This is a genomic window from Nonomuraea sp. NPDC048881, from assembly GCF_040649795.1.
GTDB lineage: Bacteria > Actinomycetota > Actinomycetes > Streptosporangiales > Streptosporangiaceae > Nonomuraea.
In genome coordinates this window covers 1-13,340 of record NZ_JBEZGC010000043.1, presented here as the reverse complement: position 1 = coordinate 13,340, position 13,340 = coordinate 1, and the positions used below count along the sequence as shown (strand labels likewise).

Annotated in this window: 11 protein-coding genes; 7 read left to right on the top strand and 4 right to left on the bottom strand. The window is 73.8% G+C overall.

Annotated features, from left to right (window positions below; genetic code table 11):
• Nucleotides 1–411 precede the first annotated feature (411 nt).
• Entirely contained in the window at nucleotides 412–681 is a 270-nt protein-coding gene (locus AB0C33_RS50960; RefSeq protein WP_358303047.1) for a hypothetical protein, read from the bottom strand.
• Nucleotides 682–789: 108 nt separating this feature from the next.
• On the opposite strand from AB0C33_RS50960, the gene AB0C33_RS50955 reads away from it, so the two are divergent.
• From AB0C33_RS50955 to AB0C33_RS50930, 6 genes are all read left to right on the top strand, one after another.
• A complete protein-coding gene (locus AB0C33_RS50955; RefSeq protein ID WP_358303044.1) occupies nucleotides 790–2,022 on the top strand; it encodes a sensor domain-containing protein in 1,233 nt (410 codons plus the stop codon).
• Nucleotides 2,010–2,648 carry a response regulator transcription factor gene (locus tag AB0C33_RS50950; RefSeq protein WP_358303041.1) on the top strand — a complete coding sequence of 213 codons (639 nt, stop codon included), beginning with the start codon at nucleotides 2,010–2,012 and terminating at the stop codon, nucleotides 2,646–2,648. The genes AB0C33_RS50955 and AB0C33_RS50950 overlap by 13 nt, the downstream gene beginning before the upstream one ends.
• 168 nt (nucleotides 2,649–2,816) lie before the next feature.
• The gene (locus AB0C33_RS50945) at nucleotides 2,817–4,172 is read left to right on the top strand and encodes an erythromycin esterase family protein (protein ID WP_358303039.1); all 1,356 of its coding nucleotides are present in this window, start codon (nucleotides 2,817–2,819) and stop codon (nucleotides 4,170–4,172) included.
• Between the two features lie 144 nt (nucleotides 4,173–4,316).
• Nucleotides 4,317–4,847, top strand: a complete 531-nt coding sequence (locus AB0C33_RS50940) for a hypothetical protein (RefSeq protein WP_358303037.1) — start codon at nucleotides 4,317–4,319, stop codon at nucleotides 4,845–4,847.
• Nucleotides 4,848–4,850: 3 nt separating this feature from the next.
• Nucleotides 4,851–5,324, top strand: coding sequence for a hypothetical protein (locus AB0C33_RS50935; RefSeq protein WP_358303034.1), 474 nt, complete (start codon nucleotides 4,851–4,853; stop codon nucleotides 5,322–5,324).
• Between the two features lie 72 nt (nucleotides 5,325–5,396).
• Nucleotides 5,397–6,431 carry a DUF5685 family protein gene (locus tag AB0C33_RS50930; RefSeq protein WP_358303033.1) on the top strand — a complete coding sequence of 345 codons (1,035 nt, stop codon included), beginning with the start codon at nucleotides 5,397–5,399 and terminating at the stop codon, nucleotides 6,429–6,431.
• A gap of 28 nt (nucleotides 6,432–6,459) precedes the next feature.
• Here the strand turns inward: AB0C33_RS50930 and AB0C33_RS50925 are convergent, their stop codons facing one another.
• Together AB0C33_RS50925 and AB0C33_RS50920 are read right to left on the bottom strand one after the other, a co-directional pair.
• On the bottom strand, nucleotides 6,460–7,194 hold the full coding sequence (locus AB0C33_RS50925; RefSeq protein WP_358303030.1) for a GNAT family N-acetyltransferase: 735 nt from the start codon (nucleotides 7,192–7,194) through the stop codon (nucleotides 6,460–6,462).
• Between the two features lie 156 nt (nucleotides 7,195–7,350).
• Nucleotides 7,351–8,001: a nitroreductase family protein gene (locus AB0C33_RS50920; protein WP_358303027.1), complete on the bottom strand. Its 651-nt coding sequence runs from the start codon at nucleotides 7,999–8,001 to the stop codon at nucleotides 7,351–7,353.
• Nucleotides 8,002–8,133: 132 nt separating this feature from the next.
• Between AB0C33_RS50920 and AB0C33_RS50915 the strand changes: the two genes are divergently transcribed.
• Nucleotides 8,134–8,964 (top strand): SAM-dependent methyltransferase, encoded by an 831-nt coding sequence (locus tag AB0C33_RS50915; protein WP_358303024.1) that lies wholly within the window; start codon nucleotides 8,134–8,136, stop codon nucleotides 8,962–8,964.
• Between the two features lie 3 nt (nucleotides 8,965–8,967).
• Here AB0C33_RS50915 and AB0C33_RS50910 read toward each other — a convergent pair whose 3' ends face one another.
• Nucleotides 8,968–13,137, bottom strand: a complete 4,170-nt coding sequence (locus AB0C33_RS50910) for a serine protease (protein ID WP_358303049.1) — start codon at nucleotides 13,135–13,137, stop codon at nucleotides 8,968–8,970.
• Nucleotides 13,138–13,340: the final 203 nt, after the last annotated feature.

Genomic DNA, 13,340 nt, shown 5'->3' with positions numbered 1-13,340 from the left:
CATCGATCATCAGGGGGGCATGCGCTCGCTTGACTCAGACAAGACATGAACGCCGTAGCCGGGCACAAACGCCATCGGTCGCTACGTGGAGCGCACTTGGTGGTCCGACGGACGTGATGAAGTCACGTGCGGTTCCACCGGCTGGATAGATACAACACTATCCCAAGAAACGGACAAACGCAAACCTAACACCCTAAAACGGGCAAAGATCTACCTCTGAACCGTAAACCCCGGGCAAACAGCCTCAATCACTGCCAAAGCCCTCGGGGTATGCGTATGTAAACCACTGGCAAGCTCCCGGCATTCCCCTCATGACCTGGGCGTTCTTCCCCGGCCGCTCGCGCGGCCGGATCGCCGTGTTTTTCAGGCACGGCGGCCCTCCTTGGTGCGGCGGCGAGGGGACGACGTGGTTCATGTCTTGCGCCTGCTCACGTGGTGCACGATGAGGACGACGACGCACACGATGGCGACGCCGCCCGAGGCCAGGCCGAGCGTCCAGCCACGGCCGATGCTGTTGGCGATCAGGTTGACGACCGAGCTGGCCATCAGGACGAGCCAGAGCAGGGCGCGCAGCGCGAGAGCGCCTTTGCTCAGCGGTTGCCTGCGCGCCGCGTGCCGGGAGGCGGCCCGCGGGCCGGCGGGGTCGGAGTCAGGGCTGGAGATGCGATAGGGATCGGTCATGGCCAGAACCCTAGGAACGGGCCCGATCTGCGGAAATCCCGCACGCTGCCTGGCCGTGGTACAGCGGGCTGGAGCACGCTGTGTCCCCTTTCACCTACTATGGCGCCAGTGTTGCGGGGAATCCTTGAAAGTCTGGAACGGCTGGCCGGCGGGCTGGGCACCGCGTTCATGGCGGTCGTCGTCGCGCTGTGCTGGCTGGTGGTGGCCGCGTTGAGCCTGGTCGGGGTCGGGCTGGCGCTGGTGCCGGCGATGATCGCGATGACCAGGAGCACGGCCGAGTGGGAACGCAGGCGCCTGGCCGGCGCGGGTGTCGAGATCGTCAGCCCGTACCAGATGTCCGCCGAGCAGTTGCCCCGAGGCTGGGCGGCCAGGATGCGGGCGGCCCGTGCCGACCCGGCGACCTGGCGCGACCTGGGCTGGCTGGCCCTCTACGCCGTGGTGGGCCCGGTCTGCGGCCTGCTCGGGCTGGTCATGCCGGTGGCGGCGCTGCGGGAAGTCACCTACCCGCTCTACTGGCAGTTTCTGGCGCGCGAGGATCAGCTCACCAACTTCGCCGTCCCGGTCACCACCTGGCCGGGCGCGATCGCCACCTCGGTGATCGGCCTGGCCGTCGTGGTCGCCCTGGTCCGCCTCTTCCCTGCGCTGGCGCGACTGCAGGCGCTGCCCGCCAGAAAACTGCTGGTCCCGCACGCCTCGATCGACTTGTCGCAGCGCATCGCGCAGCTGACCGCGACCCGCGCGGGGGCGGTGCGCGCGCATGCCGTCGAGCTGCGCCGGATCGAGCGGGCCCTGCACGACGGCGCGCAGAACCGGCTGAACGCGGTCGTGGTCACGGTGGCCGCGGCCGAGCGCGCGCTGCAGCGCGATCCCGCCCTGGCCGCGCACGCACTGGAGCGTGCCAGGAACGCGGCCGAGCAGGCGCTGGCGGAGCTGCGCGGCGTGGTGCGCGCGATCCTGCCGCCGATCCTGGAGGACAAGGGGCTGGCCGGCGCGCTGGACGCGCTGGCCGCCGGATGCTCGGTGCCCTGCCGGGTGCGGGTGGGTGAGCTCGCCGTCGTGCCGTTGTCGGTGGAGAGCGCCGCCTACTTCACCGTGGCCGAAGCGCTGACCAACGTGGGCAAGCACAGCGGCGCCCGGCACGCGGAGGTCGTCGTCGAACGTGTGGGCCCGTTGCTGCGCGTCCAGGTGCGTGACGACGGCAAGGGCGGCGCCCGCGACGACGCGGGCACCGGGCTGGCCGGGGTCCGCCGCCGCGTCGAGGCCCATGACGGAACGATGACCCTGACCAGCCCCGATGGGGGGCCGACTGTGATCGAGGTGGAACTGCCGTGCGAGTCGTGATCGCCGAGGATGACGCGCTGCTGCGCGAGGGCCTGGTGCTGCTGCTGAGCGGGGAGGGCATCGAGGTGGCCGCGGCCGCGAGCGACCCTGAGGGGTTTCTGGCCGCGGTCGAGGAGCACCGGCCCGATGTGGCGGTGGTGGATGTGCGCATGCCGCCCACCCACACCGACGAGGGCATCCGGGCGGCCGTGGCGGCCAAACGCCTGCAGCCGGACCTGGGCGTGCTGGTGTTGTCGGCGCATGTCGAGCAGGCGTTCGCGACCGACCTGCTGGCCGTCGGCACGCACGGGGTCGGCTATCTGCTCAAGGAGCGGGTCGGCAAGGTCGAGCAGTTCCTGGAGGCGCTGAACCGGGTCGCCGACGGCGGCACCGCCATCGACCCGGACGTGGTGGCCCAGCTGTTCACCCGCCGCCGCGACCCGCTGGAGGAGTTCACCCCGCGCGAACGCGAGGTGCTCGCGCTGATGGCCGAAGGACTGGGCAATTTGGCCATCGCCGACAAGATGGTGATCACCGAGGGTGCGGTGCACAAGCACATCCGCAACATCTTCGCCAAGCTCGGCCTGGCTCCCAGCGACCGCATGGACCGCAGGGTCGCCGCCGTGCTGCGCTACCTCGGCGCCTGAAGCGGCCGCTGCCGACCGGCCTCACAGAAACGGCCTCATGAGCTGGACCGCGGGCGGCGTGCGGTAGCCAGCACCACCATCGACCGGCCAGCGGGCGGGATCGAAACCGCCCTTGCCGCTCCCTACGTTGGTGATTACTTCATCCGACACCCAACGTAAGGATCTGTCTTGTCGAGCAACACTCTGCGTCGTACCGTGCCGGTCACCCTGGCGCTGGCGGCCTGTCTGACGAGCCTGAGCGCTCCGGCGTTCGCCACCTCCGCCCCCGCCGCCGGCGTCTCCGCGGTGGCCACCGGCGCCGGCCAGGAGCAGGTGGTGGCGGACCTGGAGCGCCACGCTCAGGAACTGACCAGCACCGTCCCGGGCGGCCCGTCCCGCGACCTGCGCGCGCTGTCGGCGATGACCAAGGGCGCCACCATCGTGGGGATCGGCGAGGTCACGCACGGCTCGAAGGAGCTGTTCACGCTGCGGCACCGGATGTTCCGGCACCTGGTGCAGACCCAGGGCTTCACCACGCTGGCGCTGGAGGCGCCCTGGTCGGCCGGCGTCCGCCTGGACGAGTACGTGCGCACCGGCAAGGGCGACCTGCGCAAGATCATGGCCGAGGATTTCCAGCAGTCCTACGGCTCGTGGAGGACCCAGGAGTGGATGGACCTCTACCAGTGGATGCGCGACTACAACCGCACCGCCTCACGCAAGCTGCGCGTGATGGGATTCGACATCGGCGACGTCCTTCCCGAGCAGTACCGGCGCATCCTCGCCTGGGCCGAGAAGCACCAGCCGTCGCTGGAGCCCGAACTGCGTCGCCGCTACGCAGGCCTGCTCGCCCTGCCCGCCGGTGTGGAGGAACGGATGAACACCCTGGCCACACTGCCGGCCGAGCGGCGCGCCGCCCTGGCCGGCGACGCTCAGGCCGCCTACCGCCTGCTGGACGGCAGCGGCAAGGCGAGCCCGAAGGTCCTGCAGGAGGCCCGCGTCATCGTCCAGATGACCACCATGTACACACTGGACGGGTCCGCCCTGCACCGTCACCGTGACCGGTCCATGGCCGAGAACACCGTGTGGTGGCAGCGCCACACCGGCAGCAAGACCGTGGCGGCCGCGCACAACGGGCACATCGGCTACGTCTCGGCCTGGCCCGATCTGTACCCGGTCACCCAGGGGAACGTCCTGCGCTCCCTGGCCGGCACCTCCTACGTGGCGATCGGCACCACCATCCACAGCGGCCGCTTCCGCGCCACCGACCCCAAGATCGGCAAGGTCGCCGTCTTCGACACCGGCGCCCCCGTCCCGGACAGCAGCGAAGCCGTCCTGGACCGGGTGCGCTACCGCGACTACTACGTGGACCTGCGCCGCGCCGGCCGCACTCCGTCCACCCGAGCGTGGCTGGACACCGCCCGTCCGACCTTCACCATCCCGGCCACGTACGTGCCCGAGCAGTTCAACCGGCCGCTGGCCCTGGGAGCGGCCTTCGACGTGATCGTGCACCTCAACCGCGTCAAGGAAGCCACCCCGCTGCCCTGACCGCGTCCTTCGGAGGCGAAGCCGGCGGGCCCGCCCGCCGGTGCGCCCGCCGCTCCCAGCCAACTGCAAAGAGGATGCAAGCCCGTTCCCAGTGCCGTCCGAGATCATCGCGCCAGCGTCAGCGCGACAGACACGAGGTGAGGAATGGCGACGACGATCAGCGCGTCCACGCTCAACGGACGGCACCACAAGGCGGCACTCACGGTCTTCATGCTCATCGTGGTGGCCCACTGGGCCGAGCATCTGGTGCAGGCGGTGCAGGTCTACGTCTGGGGGTGGCCGCTGAGCGAGGCCCGCGGGGTGCTCGGCCTGCCGTTCCCGTGGCTGGTGACCTCGGAGTGGATGCACTACGGGTACGCGCTGCTCATGCTCGTGGGCCTGGTCATGCTCCGCAAGGGGTTCGCGGGCCGTTCGCGCACGTGGTGGAACATCTCCCTGGGCATCCAGGTCTGGCACCACATGGAGCACCTGCTGCTGCTCGTGCAGAAGATCACCGGGCTCTACCTGCTCGGACGGCCGGTCCCGACCAGCGTCCTGCAGATCTTCCTGCCCCGGATGGAGCTGCACCTGTTCTACAACGCGGTCGTCTTCGCGCCGATGGTGGTGGCGATGCTGCTCCACCGCCGGGCCGCCGAGCACGGCGGGGCCGCCTGCACCTGCGCGGTGGCGCACTAGCTCATGGCGGTCACCAGACGACGTCCGGGCGGGTTCACGGTGGTGCTGGCCGTCGTGGGGCTGTTGCTGCTGTCGGTGTCCGTGCCGGAGTTCGGCCCCGTCGTACGGGCCGCCCGCGCCGACGGGGTGAGCGGCGCGTTCACCGCCCGGGAGCTGCGGTGCGTGCGGCATCCCGGACACGAGTCCTGCGTCTGGGCCGGGGACTTCACCTCCGGCGACGGGCGGATCCGGCGGCGCGACGTCGAGCTGTACGGCAGCGACCGCGGCACCCTGGCGGCGGGACAGGCCACCGCGGCCGTGGACACCGGCCGCCTGACCCGCGTCTACGGGCCGGAGGGCTCGGACGAGTGGCTGTTCACCGCGCTGCTCACACTGGCCGGGGCGGCCGTGCTGACGGTGGCGGCCAGACGGACGCGCAGGCCGTACCGCCCGGCGCCTGAACCCGTGCCTGAACCCGTGCCTGAACCGCGCACTTGAACCCCGCGGTGCCGCGTGCGGGCGATCGCCCGTACGATTCCTCCAGCGTTTTCCGGATCTTGTGAGGTTCGTGTGTTCGGGATCATCCGTCCGTGCGGTGAGCACGGGTGCGCGGCGGTACGCGCGGCGTGGCGGGCACACCTGTGCGGGCTCTGCCTGACACTGCGGGACGGGCAGGGGCACGCCGCCCGGCTGACCACCAACTACGACACGCTGATCCTCTCGGTACTGACCGAGGCCCAGCTCCCGGCCGCCGTGCCGCACCGGACGGCCGGGCCGTGCGCGCTGCGCGGGTTCCGCTCCGCCGACGTGGTGGACGCCCGCGGTCGCGGCGCCCGGCTGGCGGCGGGGGTGTCGCTCGTCCTGGCCGCGGGCAGGCTGCGCGACCAGGTGGCCGACGGGGACGCCGCCCCGGCCACGGCTCCGGCCCGCCGCCTGCTCGCGGCCCGCTGGCAGGCGGGCGGCGCCAGGCTGGCGTCCGGCGTCGGCTTCGACACCGCCGTGTTGTCGGCGACGGTCGACCGGCAGCTCGAACGCGAGCGCCGGGCCCTGGCCATCCCCATGGACGTGCTCGACCTCACGGCGCCCGCCGAGGAGGCGGTGGCGGCGGCCTTCGCCCACACCGCGCTGCTGGCCGGACGGCCGGGCAACGCGGCGGCGCTGGCCGAGGCCGGCCGGTTCTTCGGCCGCATCGCACACCTTCTGGACGCCGTCGAGGACCAGGCGGCCGACGACGAGCGGGGCGCGTTCAACCCGCTGACCGCCACCGGCACCGGCCGCGAGCGGGCGCGGCAACTGTGCGACGACGCCGCCCACGGGCTCGCCCTCGCCGTGGCCGACCTGGAGCTGGACGAGCGGCACCTGGTGGAGCGGCTGCTCGGCGCCGAGGTGCGCCGGGCGGTCGAGCGCTCGTTCGGCGCGGCCTCCTACCGGCGTCCCGGCTGGATCCGCAGGTCGGGGGCAGGGGTGGCGACGTTCCTGACCTGCGGGCTCTGGCGGCCGAGGTGGAGCAAGAAGGCCGGGCGGCCCTGCTGCGAACGCTGCTACCTGGACAACTGCAGCAGCTGCGACTGCCCCGACTGCGGCGGCTGCTGCGACTGCGGCTGAGCCGGCGGCCGGGGCGGCGGCGAGCGGGTCAGGGAGCCGAGATGTGCAGGACCTCGCCCGCCTTGTGGTAGCCGACGCGGGCGTAGACGCGGCCCGCGGCGTCGTCGGCCGGGGTGAGGAACGGCATGGTGATGCCGGCGTCGACGCCCGCCCTGGTCAGCAGCGCGGTGACGGCTCCGCCGATGCCGCGCCGCCGGTGCGTGTCGCGCACGGCGATGCCGGCGACCTCGGCCACGCCCTCCTGGGGGCCGCCGAGCTGGCCGGCGCCGACGACCTCGCCGGTGGCGACGTCGGTGGCCGCGGCCACGAGGCCGCCGCGGTCGAGCACGCCGCGCAGCCGCGCGACGTCGTGCTCGGTGGCCTCGGGCGCGTCGAAGGCCGCGTTCATCACCCGCGCGACCTGCCACAGGCCCGGGTCGTCGGTCACCAGCGCGAGGCTTACGGCGGCGTCGGCGGGCGGCTCGGCAAGCGACCCGGCCGGGCACACCAGCAGCGGGAAGCGCCCCTCGACGGCGAACCCGGCGGCCAGCAGGGCCTCCTCCACCTTGGGCGCGACCTGCGGCACGTACTCCAGCCGGGGTGTCCTGCCGCGCTCGCGGAAGGCGGCGGCCAGCGCGGCCACCTGCTCGCCGGTGGGCGCGAGGTCGTCGTCGGGGATGGCGTAGTTGAACGGCGGCGCGTCGTCGTGCTCGTCGAAGCGGATCAGGAACGGCCCGGCCCGGTGTGCCCGGGTTCCGGCCGCCGCTCGAAGGTATGCGTGCACGTGGGCGCCCAGCAAGTGAAGTCCTCTCGGTTGACGTGACCGTCACAAGGTAGGGCCGCGCCCACCGCCGGACAAGCGGTTTTCCACCTGCGACCGTCGCGGGTCAGGCGGTCAGGCGCATGTCCTCACCTCGGGCGCCCCCAGAGGGTCGCCGGGTCACCAGCGGTCGAGATGCAGCACCTCGTCGAGCGGCTGCCGCGCGGCGGGCCGGAAGCTCTCCCCCGTGAAGTACGCGGTGGGCAGCAGCACGCCCTGGCGCACCTCGGCCGGGATGCCGAGCAGCTCGGCGATCTCGCTCTCGTACTCCAGGTGCAGGGTGGTCCACGCGCTGCCCAGGCCGCGGGCGCGGGCGGCGAGCATGTAGCTCCACGCGGCGGGCAGCAGCGAGCCCCACAGCCCGGCCTGGTTGCCCTCGGGCAGGCGGCCGCCGGGCAGCTCGATCGCGCCGATCACCAGCACCGGGACGTCGCCCATGTGCTCGGCCAGGTAGGCGGCGCTGCCGCTGACGCGCTCCTGGACGGCCGCGCGCGCCGGGTCGTCCCGGAACATCGAGCGGGCCGAGCCGTCGGAGGTGTGGTAGCTGTTCCACGACCGCCGGTAGTAGTCGCCGATCACCTTGCGCCGCTCGGGGTCGGTGACCACGATCCAGTGCCATCCCTGCCGGTTGCCGCCGCTCGGCGCCTGGAGCGCGACCTCCAGGCTCTGGCGGACCAGCTCCGCCGGGACCGGGCGGGACAGGTCGAGGCGCCTGCGCACGCTGCGGGTGGTGGTGAGCAGGGTGTCCGGGGCCAGTGGTTCGATCGTCATGGGCTCATCATGTCAACGCGGGCCGCCGGAATCCCGTAGCCCGTACGGCCCGGCCCGGGCCTGATTTTTCCGCGCCCCTGGACGTATGATCACGCCAGCCGGACTCGCCCGACGCAACCGAAGGAGCCGACCGTGGCCGACGACGAGCAGGACGCGCCCGCCCTCGGCGTGGACACCACCAAGCCCAGCGTCGCCCGGGTCTACGACTACATGCTCGGCGGCAAGGACAACTTCGAGATCGACCGCGAGGTGGCCCAGATGGCGCTCCGGATCGCCCCGGACGCCCCGCAGGCGGCCCGGTCGAACCGGGACTTCCTGGCCCGCGTCGTCCGCGACCTGGTCGTCGAGGCCGGTATCCGCCAGTTCCTGGACATCGGGTCGGGGCTGCCCACGCAGGGCAACGTGCACGAGATCGCCCAGGCGGCCGCGCCGGGCTGCCGGGTGGTCTACGTCGACCACGACCCGATCGTGCTGGTCCACGGCCGGGCCCTGCTGGCCGTCGACGACAGCACCACCGTCATCGAGGCCGACATCCGCCGCCCCGACGACGTCCTCGACCACCCCGAGACCAGGCAGCTCCTCGACCTCGACGAGCCGGTGGGCCTGCTGCTGTTCGGGATCCTGCACCACCTGTCGGACGAGGAGGACCCGGCCGGCATCGCCGCGCGCCTGGTCGGACGGCTCGCGCCCGGCAGCCACGTCGCCGTCTCGCACTTCCACAACCCGATGGAGGAGCACCCGGAGGTGTCGCGGCAGGCGTTCGAGGCCGAACGGCTGTTCAACGACACCATGGGCACCGGGCGCTGGCGCACCCGCGAGGAGATCCTCGGCTTCTTCGACGGCCTGGAGCTGCTGGAGCCGGGCCTGGTGCCGCTGGCCGAGTGGCGGCCGGAGCCGGGCTACCGGCCGGCCCTGGGCATCACGTACCACACCTTCCTGGGCGGGGTCGGGCGCAAGCCGTGACGGTCAGCAGACCGCGTCCGGCAGGGTGATCGGCATCTGCTGCCGGTCGCCGGGCGTGAAACGGCGGCCGAACACCTCGCACAACCGCGCCCGCCAGCTGCCGGGGTCGAGCCGGAGCAGGTCGGTGGAGTAGCCCGTGCGGCCGTCGCCGCCCTTGAGGCGCAGCAGCAGCGAGCCGTCGGGCGAGATGTCGAGGAAGTCCTGGGCCTGGCGGAAGGTGTAGCCCTCCTCGTAGGACACCCCGGTCCCGCCGAGCCCGTAGACGCTGATCTCCCGCTCGCGGAACAGGAACAGCCGGCCCGCGTTCTCCGGCATGATCGAGGTCATGCGCTCGCCGCCGCGGATGTTCTCGCCCGACGAGCGCAGCGGGCCGAGCACCTTCCTGAGCGGGTGGGTGAGCCACACCTCGGGCAGCATGCCGCTGCGGAACAGCAGCAGGTGGGTGCCCGTGCGGTCGAAGACGAACCCGCTGACGACGTCGGCGCCCACGGTCAGCCGCCGGTCCTTGACCTCCTCGCCGGTACGCAGGTCGATCGTGCGCAGATGGTCGGCGCCCTGCACGGCGACCATCAGGTGGCCGGCGCTCCACGGGCTGACCTGCACCTCCGTGACGACCGCGCCGGGGCCTGCGACGTCGAAGGCGCTCTTGCGGCGGCCGGTGGCCGGCTCCCAGCGCTCCAGGCGGCGGCCGGCGACGGTGAACAGGTCGCCGTCCTTGAAGAAGTAGGTCAGGTGCGTGCCCTCGGGCGGCCGGGCGGTGGTGACCTCGGTGAGGGGGGACAGCGAGGGCAGCGCGCGGACGGCGACCCTGGTCGGGGCGACGGCGTCGGCGAGCAGGCGTTCCGACTCGTCCGCGACGGGGTCGCCGTCGGCGTCGAGGCCCTTCGGGCTCTTGGCGCGGGAGACGTCGGCCAGGGTGCGCTGCGGATCGCCGGTCTCCATGAGGCGCAGCCGGGCGCCGCCGTCGGCCTGGGCGACCATCCGGGTGCCGCCCTGGAGCAGCGCCGGGTTGCCGATGAGCTGCTCGCCGTCGCGCAGCGCGGTCAGCACCAGGGTGTCGGGCGACCTGGTGAGCAGCTCCTGCGCGCCGGGCGCGCCCACCAGCGCGACCGGGGCGGCACTGGTCTGGGCGTCGATCCAGGCGCGCGACAGGGTGCGGCCGGCGGCCAGGTCGACCAGCTCCCAGCCGGCGGCGCCCTGCTCGGCCACGCGCCTTCCCTCGCGGTCGACGACGAACGCGCCGCACGGGCGTCCGGCCTGGAAGCCGCCCAGCCGCTCGCCGTCGCGCACCGCGAAGCCCGTGTACGTGGCGGCGCGGCCGTCGTCGCTGGTCCGGCAGGTCACGGCGGTGGCGCCGTCGCCGGAGACGGCCAGGCCGTCGGCCGGGCCGAGCTCGCGGATGGTCAGCTGCCGCCACACCGGGCTGCCCTTGCTGCTGTACACCTTGGCCACGCCCTTCTCCCGGACGACCAGGGTGGTGGCGTCGGGGCCGAACCGGACCAGGTCGGCGGGCAGGTCGTACACCCAGGTGCGGGGGGTGCCGGTGGCGCCGAGCGACTGGAGCACGAGCTTCTTCGGGCCCGCGGTGACGATCCAGCCGTCGTCGCCGTCCGCCCTGACGTCGGCTACGGGCTCGTCGGCGGTGAGCTCGCCGGCCGGGGCGGGCCGGTCCTGGCGGGCCAGGACGTGGCCCTGGTCCAGCAGTTCGCCGTCGCGCGGGTCGACGCGGTGCCAGACCATGCCGCCGTCGTCGAGGGCGTAGGCGATCAGGCCGCCGTCGGCGGAGACGGCGGGCCGGCTGGTGCCGCCCCGGTCGGGCAGGTGGACGGGCCGGTAGCGGCCGTCGGGGCCGCGGGTGAACAGCGTGGCGCGGCCGGCGGCGGAGGTGGTGGTGGCCAGCAGGACGCGGGCGTCGTCGCTGGCGTCGGCGGCGGTGATCGAGCCGAGCGCGCCCGTGGCCACGCCTTTGGTGTACCGGTGTTCGACGTAGCGCTGCAGGAGCTGGGCCCTGGCCTCCTGGGTGGGGGCCGCGCGGTAGGCGCCGACGGCGAGCAGCGACGACAGCTCGGGGTCGCGTTCCGCCAGGTCGGCCGAGGCGCCCGCCAGGGCGCGGGAGCGGGACTCGGCGGCCCGCTGCTCGCCGATCCGGCCCTGGTAAAACGTCCAGGCGACCAGCGAGAGGACCGTCAGCAGCGCCACCCCCGCGCCGGTGATCGCGCTCCGGCGGCGCAGCGTGCGGCGTCGCTGACGGCGGCGGCCCTGGCGCAGGTAGTCGTGCTCGTCCTCGGTCAGGTCGGCGGGCCGTTCGGCGAGCCAGCGGGCGGCGGCGGCCAGCTCGGGCGGGCCGGGGAGCCGGTCGGGATCGCGCCCGGCCTGTCGCCAGCGGCCCATGTCCTGGTGGAGCAGATCGCGCCATTCGAGGAACTTCAGGTCGGCGGCGACGATCCCGGCCAGCCGGGGCCATTCGGTGATCAGCGCCTCGTGGGCCAGTTCGACGGTCTGGCGGCCGTCCGCGCCGGTGTCCATGACGAGCAGCCGCCCGGCGGCCAGCCGGCCGGCGGTCCGCCAGCGCTGCTCCCCCGCCTCCTCGCGGGTGACCCGGCGGCGCAGCGGCGCGTGCGCCCCGGCGGTGACCCGGACGAGCCGGGACAGCAGTTCCTCCCCGGCCGCGGTGTCCTCCTCGGGCACGCACGCCGCCCAGACCTGCTCGGCCTGCGCGCCCAGGGCCCCGCGCACGCCGCGGCACGCCTCGTAGGAGGTGTGGGTGATGCGGCCGCCCTCCTGCTCGTGCCAGAGGCGGTCCAGCAGGAAGCCGATCAGCGGCAGGGCGCCGGGCGCGCCCCCGGCGTCACCCAGGATGCGGTCGACCAGGCCGGGGTCGTACGTCACGGCGGGGACGGCGTCCAGCGGCGCCTCGACGGCCTGCCTGAGCTGGTCGCGGGTCATGGGGGTGAGCCCGTAGGTCTCGCGGCCGAGCGCGCCGCCGAGCGCGGGGTGGGACAGGGCGGCGGGCAGGAAGTCGGCGCGCAGCGTGAACAGCACCCGCACGGCCGGGCAGGCGCGGGCCGCGGCCAGCAGCACGGCCGCGTCGTCGGCCTGCTCGGGGTCGCCGACCAGCAGTTCCTCGGCCTGGTCGACGACGAGCAGCAGCCCGGTCGCGCCGGTGTCGCGCAGGACCTGGGCGACGACGTCGGGCAGCCGGCCGTTCCGCAGCGGCTCGCGCAGCGCGTCGGCCCTGGCCAGCGCGTCGGCCCCGGTCAGGCCCGGGTGCGACAGGGCGGCCAGCTCGGCGGCGAGCGCGTCGGGCCAGGACCGCACGGCCGAGGGCCGCAGGACGACGACCTGGCAGCCCTGGCGGCGCATGGCGGGCACGACCCCGGCCAGCGCCAGCGACGACTTGCCGCAGCCGGACGGGCCGGTGAGCGTGACCTCGGGATGGGTCTGGAGGAGGCGGGCGATCCGGGCGGTCTCCACGTCGCGGCCGAAGAAGACGGCGGCGTCGCCCTCGCGGAAGGCCGACAGCCCGCGGAACGGCGAGGCCGGCCGTACGGTCGCGGCCAGGGCGGGGACGGCGCGGGTGAGCGACCGGGTGGGGATCACGAACGCCTGGCGGGGCCCGCCGGGCTGGGCCGCGACCACCATGCCGACGACGTCGCCGAGCTCGACGTCCCAGACGGGGCTGCCGCTGAAGCCGCTCTCGATCGGCACGCCGCGGGGATCGTCGGGGGCGCACTGGAGCCAGCCCTGCTGGGTGCCGCCGAGCAGCCGCCCGGTGTGCCAGCCGCCGCCGCGCAGGCCGTGCGGGAATCCGGCGACGACGACCCGGTGGCCCCACAGGCTGCGCGGCTCGGCCATGCGCAGCGGGCGCCCGCCCGGGGGCGCGGCGTCCAGGCGCAGGACGGCGATGTCGCCCGAGCCGTCGGCGGCGGTGTGGACCCAGTGCTCGACGTGGGCGCGCACGGGCGCGGGGTCGCCGGCGAAGGGCAGCTCGACGGTGACCCAGGCGTCCGGCGGGGGCGGCCCGTCGGCGTGGCCCAGGGCGCCGGAGACGACGTGCGCGCAGGTGAGGGCGCGGTCGGGCGCGATGAGGAAGCCCGCGCCCGCCACGGCCCCCTCGGGGCCGCGCACGCGCAGGACGGCGAGGTTCAGCGCCTCGTCGGGCCCTGTCTCCATCACTTATGGTCACCGCCCGTCACTCCAGGTCGTCAGTCGAGCCAGTATGGCCGCTGGACGTGGGCGGTGTTTGCCGTTCCTTGACATGCGAGAAGGGCGTCCCCCCGCGGGGAACGCCCTTCTCGTCGTGCGCGCGTGCTACTTCTTGACCGACACCGGGGCCGTGCCGGTGTCCTGCTGACGCCAGGCACCCGTGTCGAACG